Raw genomic sequence first — 16,279 nt, forward strand, 5'->3', positions numbered from 1 at the left:
ATAACAATCCGGAGAACATCGCGTGTTTCAGAAAGTAGACGCCTACGCCGGCGACCCTATCCTCTCCTTGATGGAGCGTTTCAAAGAAGATCCTCGCAGCGACAAAGTGAACCTCAGCATCGGTCTTTATTACAACGAGGACGGCATCATTCCTCAACTGAAAGCCGTTGCCGAAGCCGAAGCGCGTCTTAACGCAACCCCGCACGGGGCTTCGCTTTATCTGCCGATGGAAGGGTTAAATACCTACCGTAATACCATTGCGCCGCTGCTGTTTGGTGCGGATCACGCGGTGCTCGCGCAAAAGCGCGTGGCGACTATCCAGACGCTGGGTGGCTCGGGTGCGCTGAAGGTAGGCGCAGATTTCCTGAAAAAGTACTTCCCGGATTCCGGCGTGTGGGTCAGCGACCCGACGTGGGAAAACCACGTGGCCATCTTTGAAGGCGCGGGCTTTAAGGTTGCGACCTATCCATGGTTCGACAGCGAAACCAACGGCGTACGCGTTGATGCGCTGCTGGAAAAACTGAACACCCTGCCGGAGCGCAGTATCGTATTGCTGCATCCGTGCTGCCATAACCCGACCGGTGCGGACCTCACCAATGCCCAGTGGGATGCGGTGATCGAGGTACTGAAGGCGCGTAACCTGATCCCGTTCCTCGACATCGCCTATCAGGGCTTTGGGGCGGGCATGGAGGAGGACGCCTACGCCATTCGCGCGATTGCCAGCGCGGGTCTGCCTGCGCTGGTCAGCAACTCTTTCTCAAAAATCTTCTCCCTCTACGGCGAGCGCGTCGGCGGTCTGTCCGTGGTGTGTGAAGACGCCGAAGCCGCGGGACGCGTACTCGGTCAGTTGAAAGCGACGGTCCGCCGTATTTACTCCAGCCCGCCGAACTTTGGTGCGCAGGTGGTCGCGACCGTACTGGGCGATGATCAGCTGAAAGCCACCTGGCTTGCGGAAGTGGAAGGCATGCGTAAGCGCATCCTGTCGATGCGTCAGGAGCTGGTTAACGTTCTGAAAGAGGCCGTGCCTGGACATAACTTTGATTATTTTCTCAAGCAGCGCGGGATGTTCAGCTATACCGGACTGAGCGCGGCGCAGGTCGATCGCCTGCGGGAAGAGTTCGGCGTCTACCTGATCGCCAGCGGCCGTATGTGCGTGGCGGGGCTGAATGCTGGCAACGTCCAGCGCGTGGCGCAGGCGTTTGCAGCTGTGATGTAAGTACTCATTACTTATTATCTCCCTCTCCCTGTGGGAGAGGGCTGGGGTGAGGGCATCAGGCCGCAGAAAATCTTGCCCGGTGGCGGCTGCGCCTTACCGGGCCTACATCACTCATCCACACTTTGTGATCGTCTTCTTTTTATTCAGCTTCATAAGTAAAAACTCCTTTTCTTCCCCTCCCGCTGGGGTTATGGTCGGATAGTTTTTGACCATCCGCTCAAAATAAAAAGATAACAAACTGAATATTCAGGGGAAAACATGCGCAAGATCACACTGGCGCTCAGCGCCGCCTGCTTATTGTTCTCGCTTAATAGTACCGTTGTTGCGCGGGCTTCTGCACCCACGCCGCTTTATACCGGCACCACCGCCGCCATTCTTGCCGAACAGGCCCCCATTCACTGGGTTTCAGTGGCACAAATCGAAAACAGCCTGACGGGTCGCCCGCCGATGGCCGTGGGCTTCGATATTGACGATACCGTTCTCTTCTCCAGTCCCGGTTTCTGGCGCGGCAAAAAAACGTACTCCCCTGAGAGCGAAGCCTATCTGAAAAACCCGGAATTCTGGGAAAAGATGAACAACGGCTGGGATGAGTTCAGTATCCCGAAAGAGGTTGCCCGCGCGCTGATCGCCATGCACGTAAAGCGCGGCGACAGCATTTACTTCGTGACCGGACGTAGCCAGACCAAAACCGAAACCGTCTCGAAAACGCTACAGGATGATTTTCTGATCCCGGCGGCCAGCATGAATCCGGTCATTTTTGCCGGGGACCAGGAAGGGCAAAACACCAAAACCCAGTGGCTGGAAAAGAAAAATATCAAGGTGTTCTACGGTGATTCAGATAACGACATCACCGCGGCGCACGATGTGGGAGCCAGAGGCATCCGGGTGTTACGCGCCTCGAACTCCACCTACCGGCCGCTGCCAATGGCCGGAAAATTTGGTGAAGAGGTGATCGTTAACTCCGAATACTGATGCATTAACGGCGGGGTGAATGCTTTTTTAAGCAAATCTCGCCGCGCGGGTTTTACCTTTCGCTTTCTTGCTGCACACTTAGAAAGATTCATCTTTCAACACGGAGCAGCACATGTGGTATCAACAGACCCTGACCTTAAGCGCAAAACCACGCGGATTTCACCTGGTGACGGACGAAGTCATCGGGCAAATCCGCGACCTGTCGCGCGTCAAAACGGGTTTGCTGCATCTGCTGCTTCAGCACACGTCTGCTTCTCTCACGCTCAATGAAAATTGCGATCCCACCGTCCGGTCTGACATGGAGCGGCATTTTCTGAAAACCGTCCCGGATAACGCCCCGTATGACCATGATTACGAGGGGGCGGATGATATGCCTTCGCACATCAAATCCTCTTTGCTGGGGGTCTCGTTGATGCTGCCGGTCCACAACGGACGGCTGCTGCTGGGAACGTGGCAGGGGATCTGGCTGGGAGAACATCGCATTCACGGTGGTTCGCGTAAAATTATCGCAACGCTACAAGGGGAATAAAGATGACAATTTCGGAGATACTTCAGTACTGCATGAGCAAGCCGGGCGCAGAACAGAGCGTTCACAGCGACTGGAAAGCCACGCAGATCAAAGTGGGTGATGTGTTGTTCGCGATGGTAAAAGAGGTGGAGGGACGTCCTGCGGCATCGCTGAAAACCAGTCCTGAACTGGCCGACTTACTGCGCCAGCAGCACGATGATGTCAGGCCAAGCAAGCATCTGAATAAAGCACACTGGAGTACGGTGTTTCTCGACGGCTCGCTGCCAGATTCGCAAATTTACTACCTGGTAGATGCGTCGTATCAACAGGCGGTAGAACTGCTGCCGGAAACGATCCGACAGCAGCTCTCCGTGTAACGATTACAGCAACGGTTTAAGGAAGCGCGCGGTGTGCGAGGCTTCGCACTCTGCAACGGTCTCTGGCGTACCGGAGACGAGGATTTCACCGCCGCCGCTGCCGCCTTCCGGGCCGAGATCGACAATCCAGTCCGCGGTTTTAATCACGTCCAGGTTGTGCTCAATCACCACGATGGTGTTGCCCTGATCGCGCAGCTGGTGCAGCACGTCCAGCAGCTGCTGGATATCCGCAAAATGCAGGCCGGTGGTCGGCTCGTCCAGAATATACAGCGTCTGACCGGTTCCGCGTTTGGACAGCTCACGCGCCAGCTTCACGCGCTGCGCTTCACCACCGGACAGCGTTGTCGCTGACTGCCCCAGACGGATATAGGTCAGACCAACATCCATCAGGGTTTGCAGCTTACGCGCCAGCGCAGGGACGGCGTCAAAGAACTCGCGCGCCTCTTCGATAGTCATATCCAGCACTTCGTGGATGGTCTTGCCTTTGTACTTAATCTCCAGCGTTTCGCGGTTATAGCGCTTGCCTTTACACTGGTCGCACGGCACGTAGATATCCGGCAGGAAGTGCATCTCAACCTTGATTACGCCGTCGCCCTGGCACGCTTCACAGCGGCCGCCGCGCACGTTAAAGCTGAAACGTCCTGGCGTGTAGCCGCGCGAACGCGCTTCCGGTACACCCGCGAAGAGTTCACGGACGGGCGTAAAGACGCCAGTATAGGTCGCCGGGTTGGAACGTGGGGTGCGGCCAATCGGGCTCTGATCGATATCGATAACCTTGTCGAAATGCTCCAGCCCCTGAATGTCGCGGTACGGTGCAGGCTCGGCCAGCGTCGCGCCGTTCAGCGCCGTCTGCGCAATCGGGAACAGCGTATCGTTGATCAGCGTCGATTTACCGGAACCGGACACGCCGGTGATGCAGGTAAACAGCCCGACAGGCAGCGTCAGGGTCACGTCTTTCAGGTTGTTGCCACGCGCCCCGGTTAGCTTCAGCACTTTTTCCGGGTTCGCCGCCACGCGCTGTTTTGGCACTTCAATTTTGCGCTTGCCGCTCATGTACTGGCCGGTCAGCGACTCGGGCACCGCCATAATGTCTTTCAGCGTTCCTTCTGCCACCACCTGTCCGCCGTGCACGCCAGCGCCCGGGCCGATGTCGATCACGTGGTCTGCGGCGCGAATGGCGTCTTCGTCGTGCTCAACCACAATCACCGTGTTGCCAAGGTTACGCAGGTGAACCAGCGTGCCGAGCAGGCGTTCGTTGTCGCGCTGGTGCAGGCCGATAGACGGCTCATCCAGCACGTACATTACGCCGACTAAGCCCGCGCCAATCTGGCTCGCCAGGCGGATACGCTGGGCTTCACCGCCGGAGAGCGTTTCAGCCGATCGGGAAAGCGTCAGGTAGTTCAGGCCGACGTTCACGAGGAACTTGAGGCGATCGCCGATCTCTTTCAGCACTTTTTCGGCGATTTTCGCGCGCTGGCCGGAGAGCTTCAGGTTGTTGAAGAAGTCCATCGCGTGGCCGATGCTCATGTCTGAGATGGTCGGCAGCGCCGTGTTTTCGACAAACACGTGACGCGCTTCGCGACGCAGACGTGTACCCTCGCAGGTGGCGCAGGAGCGGTTGCTGATGAACTTCGCCAGCTCCTCGCGCACCGCGCTGGATTCGGTCTCTTTGTAGCGGCGCTCCATGTTGTGCAGCACCCCTTCGAACGGGTGGCGACGCACGGAAGTGTCACCGCGATCGTTCATGTACTTGAACTCGATGTTCTCTTTGCCGGAACCGAACAGGATCACTTTATGTACGTTCGCGCTCAGGCTGGCCCACGGGGCTTCAACGTCGAACTTATAGTGCTCTGCCAGCGATTTCAGCATCTGGAAGTAGTAAAAATTACGCTTATCCCAGCCGCGAATGGCGCCACCCGCCAGCGACAGCTCCGGGTTCTGGATCACGCGGTCCGGGTCGAAATATTGCTGAACGCCGAGGCCGTCACAGGTCGGGCACGCGCCCGCTGGGTTGTTGAACGAGAACAGGCGCGGTTCCAGCTCGCGCATGCTGTAGCCGCAAATCGGGCAGGCGAAGTTGGCGGAGAAGAGCAGCTCTTCCGCTTTCGCATCGTCCATGTCTGACACCACCGCCGTGCCGCCCGACAGTTCCAGCGCCGTTTCAAAGGATTCCGCCAGACGCGTCGCCAGATCTTCACGTACCTTAAAGCGGTCAATCACCACTTCGATGGTGTGTTTCTTTTGCAGCTCCAGCTTTGGCGGATCGGACAGGTCACACACTTCGCCATCGATACGGGCGCGGATATAGCCCTGGCTTGCCAGGTTTTCCAGCGTTTTGGTGTGTTCACCCTTACGCTCTTTAATGATTGGCGCCAGCAGCATCAGGCGTTTGCCTTCCGGCTGAGACAGCACGTTATCCACCATCTGGCTGACGGTCTGGGCCGCCAGCGGAACGTCATGATCCGGACAACGCGGCTCGCCCACGCGCGCATACAGCAGACGCAGGTAGTCATGGATTTCGGTAATGGTACCGACCGTAGAACGCGGGTTATGCGATGTGGATTTCTGCTCAATGGAGATAGCAGGAGACAACCCTTCAATGTGGTCGACATCCGGTTTTTCCATCAGCGACAGGAACTGACGCGCGTACGCCGAGAGCGATTCAACGTAACGACGCTGTCCTTCGGCATACAAAGTGTCGAAAGCCAGTGAGGATTTGCCAGACCCCGAAAGCCCGGTCACGACGATGAGTTTGTCGCGAGGGATTATGAGGTTGATATTCTTGAGATTGTGGGTGCGGGCGCCCCGAACTTCGATCTTATCCATTCACCTTTCCCGGTTGGAACACGGATTGCCTGATTTGTTTGAAGGACAAACGGCTGTCAGAAACGGCTAATTATGACACAAAATGACCTGTTTGAATATACAGTATTGGAATGCATTTTCTGATTCACTGTGTAACAATGTCGAGTCCGCGAGAGAACTCTGGAACATGCTACGCAACTATCAAAGTGTCGCATGGAAATGGTACACTCGCGCGTTTACACTATTAAGAAACGTATTCAGGAGACACGAACATGGCCAGCAGAGGCGTAAACAAGGTGATTCTCGTCGGTAATCTGGGCCAGGACCCGGAAGTACGCTACATGCCGAGTGGTGGCGCAGTTGCCAACATTACGCTGGCTACTTCCGAATCCTGGCGTGATAAAGCGACCGGTGAAATGAAAGAGCAGACCGAATGGCACCGCGTTGTGCTGTTTGGCAAACTGGCTGAAGTGGCCGGTGAGTATCTGCGTAAGGGTTCTCAGGTCTATATCGAAGGCCAGCTGCGTACCCGCAAATGGACCGATCAATCCGGTCAGGAAAAATACACCACGGAAGTGGTGGTCAACGTAGGCGGCACCATGCAGATGCTGGGTGGTCGTCAGGGCAGTGGCGCACCGGCAGGTGGCGGCCAGCAGCAGGGCGGTTGGGGTCAGCCTCAACAGCCTCAGGGCGGCAATCAGTTCAGCGGCGGCGCGCAGTCTCGTCCTCAGCAGCAGTCTGCTCCGGCACCGTCTAACGAACCGCCAATGGACTTCGACGACGATATCCCGTTCTGATATCCAGACGCGTGAAACACAAAAAACCCAGACAATGTCTGGGTTTTTTTATAACAGGCTATCAGGTAATCACCATCGGCCAGTCTGGCGGAGTGTGGCTCATGGCTTCAACCATCACCACTTTAATGTTTTCCCAGACGGCGGCCATATCCACCAGCGTAATGCCGAGCAAACCTGTCGCGAACCAGCATGCGGCACCCAACCCTAACAGGGTGCTAATCACAGCAAGACCTGCGTAGTCGGACTTTCGGAACTGAATGTTTAACGTGCTGGCCAGGAACATCAAAACCGCGCTCAACAACGGCCAGCGCAGGAGCACCATACTGGTGGTAATGGTTGCCATAAAACCCATCCTCGACAAAACAGACGAACTGGAATGAAACAATGTTTCTCGTTACATAAGATGTGTGAACTATATCACATTTGCTGTTTTATTCGCCAGTATCGTATGAGGTAAAAGTGGGTTTATAACCGGGTAAAATATATCGTCCTCGTTCAGATCGGCGCTAAGCCGGAATTTTTATTTTTAATTCATTCAGATAGCAAAACCTTTGCAAAACACCCTCGGCTGTATAGCGTTTACAGCATTATGTCTATGGATTATGCTTGTGTGGAACAATAAATGTACCCGCAAAAATAATTCATCACATTGAATTATTTGGTTTTTTTTGGATTTTTATTCTTTTTTAACACTCAGCATACTCTTTGATTTCGTGGTCTTATTCTTTTATTCAGATATGAGTTATTGCGGTTGCTCTCTCGATTAATGACCTGCGAAAAGATAATGAAAGAAAAAAGACGCGAGATTATTAACGACAGCATGCAGGCTCTGCACGCCCTGGCGAAGCTGATGCCACAACTCAACGCGCAGTGTTCGCCGGTTGAAATGCTGGAAATCATCAACAGCGCACTGGGGGCAAATCTCTCGTGGGTCAGTGTCGAATCCGCAGACGGGCCGCGCGTGGTTTGTGCCGGCGACGTGACGTGTCACGCCTTCAACGTGGCGGATTTTCTTGCCAGCACCCTGTTGCAACGGCATCACCGCGCCTGGCGCGTTATCTACTGGAAAGAGCATATTGGCCGGGCGGTATTTTCCCCTCAGCACCCGGGCTATGCGCGGCTGCAAAGCGGCGTGCTGTGTAAACTCTCAGCGCATGGCAGACAGTGCAGTGGTTATTTCTTTTTGGCTTTTAATGAAAAACTGACCTCGTTACCGATATTGAAAAATATCGTGGTGGTATTGGTCGAGAAGCTAAAAGATTATTTTGATGACATCATCGTGCGGGAAAAAACAGCGCAAGAGATGCAGCGCGTCGTCACGCAATATAAAACTTTATTTGAACGTGCTCCGGTATTGATGAACGCCTTTGACAGACATAACCGGTGTGTATTGTGGAACGCCGAATGCGAAAAAGTCTTTGGCTGGAGTATGACTGAAATCGGCGAGCACCCCGATCCGCTGGCCCTGTTTTACCCGGATCCCGAGGAGCGACAGCGCGTGCAGGAGTCGGTTCGTTTCGCACCACTTAAGGATATGTACGAATGGCACCCGGTGCGTAAAGACGGGACGCCGTTAACCATCCTCTGGTCAAACATCCTTTTACCGGATAACTCCATTCTCAATATTGGCCTCGATATCACCGAACGTAAAAAAGCAGAACAGCAGCTGACCGTCAAAGCCACCACGGACGATCTGACGGGCTGTCTGAATCGCTCGACAATTTTACAGCGGCTCAAAATGGCGCTGGCAGCCAGTTCGCCGCAGGATGTCAGTAGCCATTTCTGTCTCCTGATGTTCGATCTCGATTATTTCAAGCAGATCAACGATCGGTGGGGACATCAGGTTGGCGATGCGGCATTGATTCACTTTTGCGACCGTATTCGCGAAGTGAGCCCGGCCGGGTCAGCACTGGGACGGGTAGGGGGCGAAGAGTTTGTTCTTCTGCTGGCGCGTACGGATGGTATGGCCGCTACGTTGCTCTCTTCCCGGCTGCGTGCCGCGCTGATCTCAAAACCGCTGCGTGTGGGCGATAAAACGCTGGTACTCTCTTTCAGCGCCGGGGTGGTTGAAGTCTGTCAGGGGCAACGGGATACTTCTGCCATACTGATGCGTGCTGATAAGGCATTATATGACGCCAAGCGTACGGGAAGAGGAAAAACGGTTCTGGCGTCTGATTATTTATAAATCAGCATAAGAACAAAGAGCAGGCTATTTCAGCCAACAAATTTTCCACACCTGTCGCGGGTAATTATTATCCTTATCAGAAACGAAATGAATACTTTTAGTTTGGCTTACGGGAAAATATTATCGGCATCACGAATTTTAGGATTTTTAATACCAAAAGTCAGTTGCTAACTTCCCATGATTCATGCAACGTAATCACCTGTTTATCAAAGCAGCCGGTCTTCATTGCTACAGGCGTACAACATGCAGGGATACAGAGCGGGAAATGAATCGTAGCGCGCGGCGCAAAATGCTCAAAGCGGTCGGGATTATCATGGTAGTTATGCTGCCGGTGATGCTTGCGCTATGGTTTGCCCAGCTTAGAGCCGTGTCGGAAATCAGCGCTCAGCTGCGCACGTTTGCTGAACTTGCTTTAAACAAAACTGAACGGGTTATTCAACAGGTTGATATGGCCCGGGAAGACGCGGAAAAATATCAGGGTAAAGTGTGTACGCCGGAGCATCGTCAATATATGTTGAACGTTTCCCGCGGTCGCCTTTTTGTTGCCGATTTAATTTATGCTGAAGGCCAGGACTTTCTCTGCTCGACCCTTTTTACGCCGGATCATCCTTACATCATCCCCGCTGCCAATTACACACGTAAACCCGACGTTGCTATCTATTATTTTCGCGATACGCCATTTTTTAATGGTTATAAAATGATATATATGCAGCGCGGAAATTATGTCGCAGTGGTCAACCCGCTTTCGTACAGTGAGGTGATGTCAGACGATCGTTCCCTGTCGTGGGGAGTGTATGACACCGTCAGCAATGCATTCTTTTCTGTGAGTCAGAAAGCCAATATTTCTTTATTGCATTCGATGCTCCGACATCAGGAAACGACTTTTCAGAAAGATGACCGTTTTTATACGATCGTAAAATCAGAGCAGAGGCCCATTGCGGCCATCGTTTCAACCTCCAATGCCCGTTTTTATAAAACGCTTTATCATCAGGCTACTCTGACGCTACCGCTGGGGATGATTTGCAGCATTATTATTTTGCTGGTGTGGTCGCGAACACACCGTGAATTCAATTCGCCTGGCCGACTTCTGCACCGGGCGCTGAATAAACGCCAGCTGTGCGTCCATTATCAGCCCATTATTGATATAAAAAATAACCAGTGCGTGGGAGCAGAGGCGTTGTTGCGCTGGCCAGGATTCAACGGTCAGGTTATGAGCCCGGCGGAATTTATTCCCCTGGCCGAAAAAGAGGGGATGATTGAGCGCATTACGGATTACGTCGTGGAGGAGGTGTTCACCGATCTGGGCCATTTTCTTGCCGCTCACCCCGATCTGTATGTCTCGATTAACCTGTCGGCGTCGGATTTTCACTCTTCACGTCTTATTGCCCTGATCTCCGACAAAGCCCGCTTTTACTCGGTTCGCGCGCAGCAAATAAAAATTGAGGTGACGGAGCGGGGGTTTATTGACGTGCCGAAAACCACGCCGGTCATTCAGGCGTTTCGCCAGGCGGGGTATGAAGTGGCGATTGATGATTTCGGAACCGGCTACTCTAACCTGCATAACCTCTATTCGCTGAACGTCGATATCCTGAAAATCGACAAATCTTTTATCGATACCTTAACCACCAACAGCACCAGCCACCTGATTGCCGAGCACATCATTGAGATGGCGCAAAGCCTGCGGCTGAAAACCATTGCGGAAGGGGTCGAGACGGGGGAGCAGGTGAGCTGGCTGCTGAAGCGTGGCGTGCAGTATTGTCAGGGATGGCACTTCGCGAAAGCGATGCCGCCCCAGGCATTTATGGCCTGGCAGCAGCAACCCTTGCGTTAACACGCATTAATTGAGCTGATGGCGGTAGTCGCTCGGCGTACGGTCAAACTCGCGGCGGAAGACGCGGGAAAAGGTCTGCTGCGACACATAGCCCAGATCCATTGCGATATCAAAAATGGGCCGCTGCGTTGAGCGTAACGCCTGCGCCGCCAGCAGGAGCCTGCGCTGGCGAATGTAGTCACCCAGCGTTTGATGCATTACGGTGCGGAACATTCTCTGTAAATACCATTTCGAATAGCCCGACTTCTTAGCGACCACATCAATGTTCAACGGCTGGTCGATATGTTCATCAATCCATTCAATAAGCGTCTGAATAATTTGCTGATGCGACATAAGGTTACCCCTCTGTGGAGACATCTGTCCTGGTTGATTCGTCGTTTTCTCTGCGGGGGAGTATAATTCCTCAAGTTAACTTGAGGTAAAGAGGTTTTATGGAAAAGAGATTACCGCGCATCAAAGCGCTGTTAACCCCCGGTGAAGTGGCGAAACGAAGCGGCGTGGCGGTGTCGGCGCTCCACTTCTATGAAAGCAAAGGGTTAATAAAAAGTATCCGTAACGCCGGAAACCAGCGGCGCTATACCCGCGATGTGCTCCGCTACGTGGCGATTATCAAAATTGCGCAACGTATCGGCATCCCCCTGGCTACCATCGGCGACGCGTTCGGCGTATTGCCGGAAGGACACTCGCTGAGCGCGAAAGAGTGGAAGCAGCTGTCGTCCCAGTGGCGAGAAGAACTGGATCGTCGTATTCACACGCTGGTGGCCCTGCGCGATGAACTGGATGGCTGCATTGGTTGCGGGTGTTTATCACGTAGCGATTGTCCGCTGCGTAACCCGGGTGACAGGTTGGGCGAGCAGGGGACGGGGGCGCGGTTGCTGGAGGAGGATTGAGAGGTGTGTGCCGGGTAAGGCGCAGCCGCCACCCGGCAACAAGCATAAAGAACTAAAGCGCCACTAAGGGCGCTTTAGTTTTTTCCGGTCTTTGTCTTTCTCTCTATCCCGCTGGCTCACGGGAGGGTTTCCCCCGACATCAGTACTCCTCGTGTCGAGCTTGTGGAGGAGGTTCCGGTTTGTACTGACACTTTAATTCTATGCCCGGCCGCCGTTTTTGCCACCGGAGATGATGAGATTTTAGCCGAATTTTTTTCGTGAAGTTGTTCAGTTTTCTATAGTTAAAAAGTATGAATCACCGGAGAACATCATGCTAACGGTCCACCACCTTAACCAGTCTCGTTCCCATCGCGTCCTCTGGGCGCTGGAAGAGCTGGGTCTGACATATGAGATTGTGCGCTACCAGCGCGAAAAAACCATGCTCGCACCAGACGCGCTCAAAAAAGTGCATCCGCTGGGAAAATCCCCGGTACTGGAAGATAACGGACTGGTTCTGGCTGAATCAGGCGCGATTCTGGAATATCTTCAGGAAACGTACGATTCGGCGTCACGATTCAAACCGTTAGATCCCGCTCATAAAGTGCAGTATCGCTTCTGGCTGCATTACGCCGAAGGGTCCTTGATGCCGCTGCTGTTAATGAAGCTGGTATTTAACAGCCTCGGCAAACCCCCCGTCCCGTTTGGCCTGCGCACGCTGGGTAAGGCGCTGGGGCAGGGGGTGCAAAAAGCGTATCTCAACCGCCAGCTGGAAACGCATGCGCGCTTTATTAACGATCATCTTGCCGAAAACAGCTGGTTTGCCGGCGACACGCTGACCATGGCGGACATCCAGATGAGTTTTCCCCTCTTCGCCCTGCTGGCGAGAGGCGGCATCGACAATCTCGACCACATAGCGGCGTGGAAACAGAGAGTGGAGGCACGTCCGGGCTGGCAGACAACGCTTGCGAAAGGCGGCCCGCTGACGATACCCGGCGGGGGATGAAATGTAACGAAATTGCGCATGGACGATAACGTTTGCGCATCCTCTGCTTAATTCTTCATCGTCATGAGGCAATTTTAGCGAAAAACGAGAAAGTTCAGTTGAAAAGGGCGGGTATTAGGCTAGATAATCGTTTGCCTACATTTGACCACCCGTTTTGTAAGCGCGGAGCTAAACGTTTGCTTTTTTTGTGACGCCCCTTTCGTCGCAAACGCAGCACAAGGATTTGACGTTTCGCTGGCAGTGGAGTCTCCACCACGCTTACGGACTTTCAATAAAAATTTTCAGGGGATGTTTTCTATGTCTACGCCATCTGCGCGTACCGGCGGTTCACTTGACGCCATGTTTAAAATTTCTGCTCGCGGCAGCACCGTGCGCCAGGAAGTTGTTGCCGGTCTGACGACGTTTCTGGCGATGGTGTACTCCGTCATCGTGGTGCCGGGCATGCTCGGCAAAGCGGGCTTCCCGCCAGCGGCGGTCTTTGTTGCCACCTGCCTGGTTGCGGGTGTGGGTTCGATTGTGATGGGCCTGTGGGCGAACCTGCCGCTGGCGATCGGGTGCGCCATCTCCCTGACCGCGTTTACCGCCTTCAGCCTGGTGCTGGGCCAGCATATCAGCGTCCCCGTAGCGCTCGGCGCGGTGTTCCTGATGGGTGTTCTGTTCACCGTGATCTCTGCTACCGGCATCCGTAGCTGGATTTTGCGCAACCTGCCGCAGGGCGTGGCGCACGGCACCGGTATCGGCATCGGCCTGTTCCTGCTGCTGATCGCTGCCAACGGCGTGGGTCTGGTCATCAAGAACCCGCTGGACGGCCTGCCGGTTGCGCTGGGTAACTTCGCGAGCTTCCCGGTAATTATGTCGCTGGTGGGTCTGGCGGTGATCATTGGCCTGGAAAAACTGAAAGTGCCGGGCGGCATTCTGCTGACCATTATCGGCGTGTCCATCGTCGGTCTGATCTTCGACCCGTCCGTTCATTTCTCCGGGATTTTCGCCATGCCGTCGCTGAGCGATGACAACGGTAACTCCCTGATTGGCAGCCTGGATATTGTGGGCGCGCTGAACCCGGTGATCCTGCCAAGCGTGCTGGCGCTGGTAATGACCGCGGTGTTTGACGCCACCGGGACCATCCGCGCGGTGGCGGGGCAGGCTAACCTGCTGGACAAAGACGGCCAGATCATTGACGGCGGCAAAGCGCTGACCACCGACTCCCTGAGCAGCGTTTTCTCTGGCCTGGTGGGTGCAGCGCCAGCGGCAGTGTACATTGAGTCCGCAGCGGGTACGGCGGCAGGCGGCAAAACCGGCCTGACGGCTATTACCGTTGGCGTACTGTTCCTGCTGATCCTGTTCCTCTCTCCGCTCTCTTATCTGGTGCCAGCTTACGCGACCGCACCTGCGCTGATGTACGTCGGCCTGCTGATGCTGAGCAACGTGGCGAAAATCGACTTTGCTGACTTTGTTGATGCCATGTCCGGTCTGATCACCGCGGTCTTTATCGTGCTGACCTGTAACATCGTGACCGGCATTATGATCGGTTTCGCCTCGCTGGTGATTGGGCGTCTGGTCTCCGGTGAGTGGCGCAAGCTGAACATCGGTACCGTTGTCATCGCCGTTGCGCTGGTGGCGTTCTACGCGGGCGGCTGGGCAATTTAAGTTATCCATTGATGCGAAAACGGGTGGCTCAGGCCGCCCGTTTTTATTTTCAGGACTCATCCCGTTGTCTTTTACGTTACTCTGGAGAGGATAGAATAAGAGGCACGACGCCTCAGGTTTGGCTTAAAAAGAAACACAGCAAACAGGGAACGCATGGAAATTTTCTTCACAATACTCATCATGACCCTTGTGGTCTCATTATCCGGGGTGGTTACACGCGTACTGCCCTTCCAGGTCCCCCTGCCTTTAATGCAAATAGCTATCGGCGCGCTGCTGGCGTGGCCGACGTTCGGTCTGCACGTGGAGTTCGATCCGGAACTGTTCCTCGTGCTGTTTATCCCGCCGCTGCTGTTTGCCGATGGCTGGAAAACGCCGACGCGCGAATTTCTTGAGCACGGGCGAGAGATCTTCGGTCTGGCGCTGGCGCTGGTGGTCGTTACCGTGGTCGGGATTGGTTTCCTGATCTACTGGGCCGTACCGGGGATCCCGCTTATACCCGCCTTTGCGCTGGCTGCCGTGCTGTCGCCGACCGACGCCGTGGCGCTGTCCGGCATTGTGGGCGAAGGGCGCATTCCTAAGAAAATCATGGGCATTTTGCAGGGCGAGGCGCTGATGAACGACGCTTCCGGCCTGGTCGCCCTGAAGTTTGCCGTGGCGGTAGCCATGGGCACCATGGTCTTTACCGTCGGCGGTGCAACCCTCGAATTCTTCAAGGTGGCGATTGGCGGTATCCTCGCAGGCTTTGTTGTAAGCTGGCTGTACGGTCGTTCGCTGCGCTTCCTCAGCCGCTGGGGCGGCGATGAACCGGCGACGCAGATCGTCCTGCTGTTCCTGCTGCCGTTCGCCTCTTACCTGATTGCCGAACATATCGGCGTGTCGGGCATTCTGGCGGCGGTAGCCGCGGGGATGACCATCACCCGTTCCGGCGTGATGCGCCGGGCGCCGCTGGCGATGCGTCTGCGCGCGAACAGTACCTGGGCGATGCTCGAGTTTGTCTTTAACGGCATGGTGTTCCTGCTGTTGGGCCTGCAACTGCCGGGCATTATGGAATCTTCGCTGATCGCGGCCGAAGCGGATCCAAACGTTGAAGTCTGGATGCTGTTTACCGATATCGTACTCATCTACCTTTCGCTAATGCTGGTGCGTTTCGGCTGGCTGTGGACGATGAAGAAGTTCAGCGTTCGCTTCCTGACCAAAAAGCCGATGGAGTTCGGCTCCTGGACCACGCGCGAGCTGCTGATTGCCTCTTTCGCGGGCGTTCGCGGGGCGATTACCCTTGCTGGTGTGCTCTCCATTCCTCTGCTTCTGCCGACGGGCGACGTCTTCCCGGCGCGCTACGAGCTGGTGTTCCTGGCGGCGGGCGTGATCCTCTTCTCCCTGTTTGTCGGCGTAATTATGCTGCCGATTCTGCTGCAGCATATTGATGCGGGTGACACCTCGCAGCAGCATAAGGAAGAGCGGATTGCCCGTGCGGCGACGGCGGAAGTGGCGATTGTCGCCATCGAGAAGATGGAGGAGCGTCTGGCCGCCGATGCCGAAGAGAACATTGATAACCAGCTGCTGAAGGAAGTCAGTTCACGCGTGATCGGTAATTTGCGTCGCCGTGCTGACGGACGTAACGACGTGGAAAGTTCGTTGCAGGAAGAGAACCTCGAGCGCCGTTTCCGCCTGGCGGCGCTGCGCTCCGAGCGTGCCGAGCTGTATCACCTGCGCGCGACGCGGCAGATCAGCAACGAGACGCTGCAAAAGCTGCTGCACGATCTAGATCTGCTGGAAGCGTTGTTGATAGAGAATCAGTAGCGCTGTAATTGCCCGGTGGCGCTGCGCTTACCGGGCCTACGTGCTCGATCGGTTCCCTCTCCCTATGGGCTGAGGGTTCCCCACAAATTAATGCGAGCACTGAGCAATCCCCTCGCCCCTCCGGGGAGAGGGTTAGGGTGAGGGGAACATACGGCGGTGGTGGTCATTCCGTTCACTTTATGTTCCTTGCTACTCTGTAACGACATGACCGGTGAACGTGCCAGGGTGGCTCAGTCGCCACCACCCTGGCGACCCGGGCTCCCGGCGGT

The 16,279-nt window shown here is 55.0% G+C and carries 14 protein-coding genes; 11 read left to right on the forward strand and 3 right to left on the reverse strand.

The window, feature by feature from the left end:
* Nucleotides 1-22: 22 nt before the first annotated feature.
* From tyrB to ACQG2Q_RS01610, 4 genes are all read left to right on the forward strand, one after another.
* Nucleotides 23-1,216, forward strand: coding sequence for an aromatic amino acid transaminase (tyrB, locus tag ACQG2Q_RS01595; protein ID WP_096216821.1), 1,194 nt, complete (start codon nucleotides 23-25; stop codon nucleotides 1,214-1,216).
* Nucleotides 1,217-1,474: 258 nt separating this feature from the next.
* A complete protein-coding gene (gene aphA / locus ACQG2Q_RS01600) occupies nucleotides 1,475-2,188 on the forward strand; it encodes an acid phosphatase AphA (RefSeq protein WP_048966216.1) in 714 nt (237 codons plus the stop codon).
* A 112-nt stretch (nucleotides 2,189-2,300) separates the two neighbouring features.
* Nucleotides 2,301-2,717, forward strand: coding sequence for a secondary thiamine-phosphate synthase enzyme YjbQ (locus tag ACQG2Q_RS01605; RefSeq protein WP_023305263.1), 417 nt, complete (start codon nucleotides 2,301-2,303; stop codon nucleotides 2,715-2,717).
* A gap of 2 nt (nucleotides 2,718-2,719) precedes the next feature.
* Nucleotides 2,720-3,073 (forward strand): MmcQ/YjbR family DNA-binding protein, encoded by a 354-nt coding sequence (locus ACQG2Q_RS01610; RefSeq protein WP_006810472.1) that lies wholly within the window; start codon nucleotides 2,720-2,722, stop codon nucleotides 3,071-3,073.
* A 3-nt stretch (nucleotides 3,074-3,076) separates the two neighbouring features.
* Here the strand turns inward: ACQG2Q_RS01610 and uvrA are convergent, their stop codons facing one another.
* Entirely contained in the window at nucleotides 3,077-5,899 is a 2,823-nt protein-coding gene (gene uvrA, locus ACQG2Q_RS01615; RefSeq protein WP_003860287.1) for an excinuclease ABC subunit UvrA, read from the reverse strand.
* A 251-nt stretch (nucleotides 5,900-6,150) separates the two neighbouring features.
* Between uvrA and ssb1 the strand changes: the two genes are divergently transcribed.
* Nucleotides 6,151-6,675 carry a single-stranded DNA-binding protein SSB1 gene (gene ssb1, locus ACQG2Q_RS01620; RefSeq protein WP_045620928.1) on the forward strand — a complete coding sequence of 175 codons (525 nt, stop codon included), beginning with the start codon at nucleotides 6,151-6,153 and terminating at the stop codon, nucleotides 6,673-6,675.
* A gap of 61 nt (nucleotides 6,676-6,736) precedes the next feature.
* Here ssb1 and ACQG2Q_RS01625 read toward each other — a convergent pair whose 3' ends face one another.
* Entirely contained in the window at nucleotides 6,737-7,018 is a 282-nt protein-coding gene (locus ACQG2Q_RS01625; RefSeq protein ID WP_022646751.1) for a YjcB family protein, read from the reverse strand.
* A gap of 441 nt (nucleotides 7,019-7,459) precedes the next feature.
* Here ACQG2Q_RS01625 and ACQG2Q_RS01630 point away from each other — a divergent pair, with 441 nt between their 5' ends.
* Nucleotides 7,460-8,860, forward strand: a complete 1,401-nt coding sequence (locus ACQG2Q_RS01630) for a sensor domain-containing diguanylate cyclase (RefSeq protein WP_063850406.1) — start codon at nucleotides 7,460-7,462, stop codon at nucleotides 8,858-8,860.
* A gap of 265 nt (nucleotides 8,861-9,125) precedes the next feature.
* Nucleotides 9,126-10,691, forward strand: a complete 1,566-nt coding sequence (locus ACQG2Q_RS01635; RefSeq protein WP_023299098.1) for an EAL domain-containing protein — start codon at nucleotides 9,126-9,128, stop codon at nucleotides 10,689-10,691.
* A 6-nt stretch (nucleotides 10,692-10,697) separates the two neighbouring features.
* On the opposite strand, the gene soxS is transcribed toward ACQG2Q_RS01635, so the two are convergent.
* Complete coding sequence (gene soxS / locus ACQG2Q_RS01640) at nucleotides 10,698-11,024, reverse strand: superoxide response transcriptional regulator SoxS (protein WP_003860277.1); 327 nt, start codon at nucleotides 11,022-11,024, stop codon at nucleotides 10,698-10,700.
* 98 nt (nucleotides 11,025-11,122) lie between these two features.
* Here soxS and soxR point away from each other — a divergent pair, with 98 nt between their 5' ends.
* The 4 genes from soxR (at nucleotide 11,123) to ACQG2Q_RS01660 (ending at nucleotide 16,010) form a co-directional block, all read left to right on the forward strand.
* Nucleotides 11,123-11,581, forward strand: coding sequence for a redox-sensitive transcriptional activator SoxR (soxR, locus tag ACQG2Q_RS01645; protein WP_003860275.1), 459 nt, complete (start codon nucleotides 11,123-11,125; stop codon nucleotides 11,579-11,581).
* Nucleotides 11,582-11,891: 310 nt separating this feature from the next.
* Nucleotides 11,892-12,563 (forward strand): glutathione S-transferase family protein, encoded by a 672-nt coding sequence (locus tag ACQG2Q_RS01650; protein WP_022646756.1) that lies wholly within the window; start codon nucleotides 11,892-11,894, stop codon nucleotides 12,561-12,563.
* 297 nt (nucleotides 12,564-12,860) lie between these two features.
* On the forward strand, nucleotides 12,861-14,210 hold the full coding sequence (gene ghxP, locus ACQG2Q_RS01655; RefSeq protein WP_022646757.1) for a guanine/hypoxanthine transporter GhxP: 1,350 nt from the start codon (nucleotides 12,861-12,863) through the stop codon (nucleotides 14,208-14,210).
* Between the two features lie 153 nt (nucleotides 14,211-14,363).
* Nucleotides 14,364-16,010, forward strand: coding sequence for a Na+/H+ antiporter (locus tag ACQG2Q_RS01660; RefSeq protein ID WP_022646758.1), 1,647 nt, complete (start codon nucleotides 14,364-14,366; stop codon nucleotides 16,008-16,010).
* Nucleotides 16,011-16,279 lie beyond the last annotated feature (269 nt).

Origin of the sequence: Enterobacter cloacae complex sp. 370H10 (assembly GCF_050031535.1) — a bacterium.
Taxonomy (GTDB): Bacteria; Pseudomonadota; Gammaproteobacteria; order Enterobacterales; family Enterobacteriaceae; genus Enterobacter; species Enterobacter intestinihominis.

What these genes read in the sequence shown, in the direction of transcription:
- ACQG2Q_RS01625 (WP_022646751.1), bottom strand. Translation starts at nt 7,018, where the DNA reads ATGGCAACCATTACCACCAGTATGGTGCTCCTGCGCTGGCCGTTGTTG.
- aphA (WP_048966216.1), top strand. Translation starts at nt 1,475, where the DNA reads ATGCGCAAGATCACACTGGCGCTCAGCGCCGCCTGCTTATTGTTCTCG.
- ghxP (WP_022646757.1), top strand. Translation starts at nt 12,861, where the DNA reads ATGTCTACGCCATCTGCGCGTACCGGCGGTTCACTTGACGCCATGTTT.
- ACQG2Q_RS01610 (WP_006810472.1), top strand. Translation starts at nt 2,720, where the DNA reads ATGACAATTTCGGAGATACTTCAGTACTGCATGAGCAAGCCGGGCGCA.
- soxR (WP_003860275.1), top strand. Translation starts at nt 11,123, where the DNA reads ATGGAAAAGAGATTACCGCGCATCAAAGCGCTGTTAACCCCCGGTGAA.
- ACQG2Q_RS01650 (WP_022646756.1), top strand. Translation starts at nt 11,892, where the DNA reads ATGCTAACGGTCCACCACCTTAACCAGTCTCGTTCCCATCGCGTCCTC.
- ssb1 (WP_045620928.1), top strand. Translation starts at nt 6,151, where the DNA reads ATGGCCAGCAGAGGCGTAAACAAGGTGATTCTCGTCGGTAATCTGGGC.
- ACQG2Q_RS01660 (WP_022646758.1), top strand. Translation starts at nt 14,364, where the DNA reads ATGGAAATTTTCTTCACAATACTCATCATGACCCTTGTGGTCTCATTA.
- ACQG2Q_RS01605 (WP_023305263.1), top strand. Translation starts at nt 2,301, where the DNA reads ATGTGGTATCAACAGACCCTGACCTTAAGCGCAAAACCACGCGGATTT.
- ACQG2Q_RS01630 (WP_063850406.1), top strand. Translation starts at nt 7,460, where the DNA reads ATGAAAGAAAAAAGACGCGAGATTATTAACGACAGCATGCAGGCTCTG.
- soxS (WP_003860277.1), bottom strand. Translation starts at nt 11,024, where the DNA reads ATGTCGCATCAGCAAATTATTCAGACGCTTATTGAATGGATTGATGAA.
- ACQG2Q_RS01635 (WP_023299098.1), top strand. Translation starts at nt 9,126, where the DNA reads ATGAATCGTAGCGCGCGGCGCAAAATGCTCAAAGCGGTCGGGATTATC.
- uvrA (WP_003860287.1), bottom strand. Translation starts at nt 5,899, where the DNA reads ATGGATAAGATCGAAGTTCGGGGCGCCCGCACCCACAATCTCAAGAAT.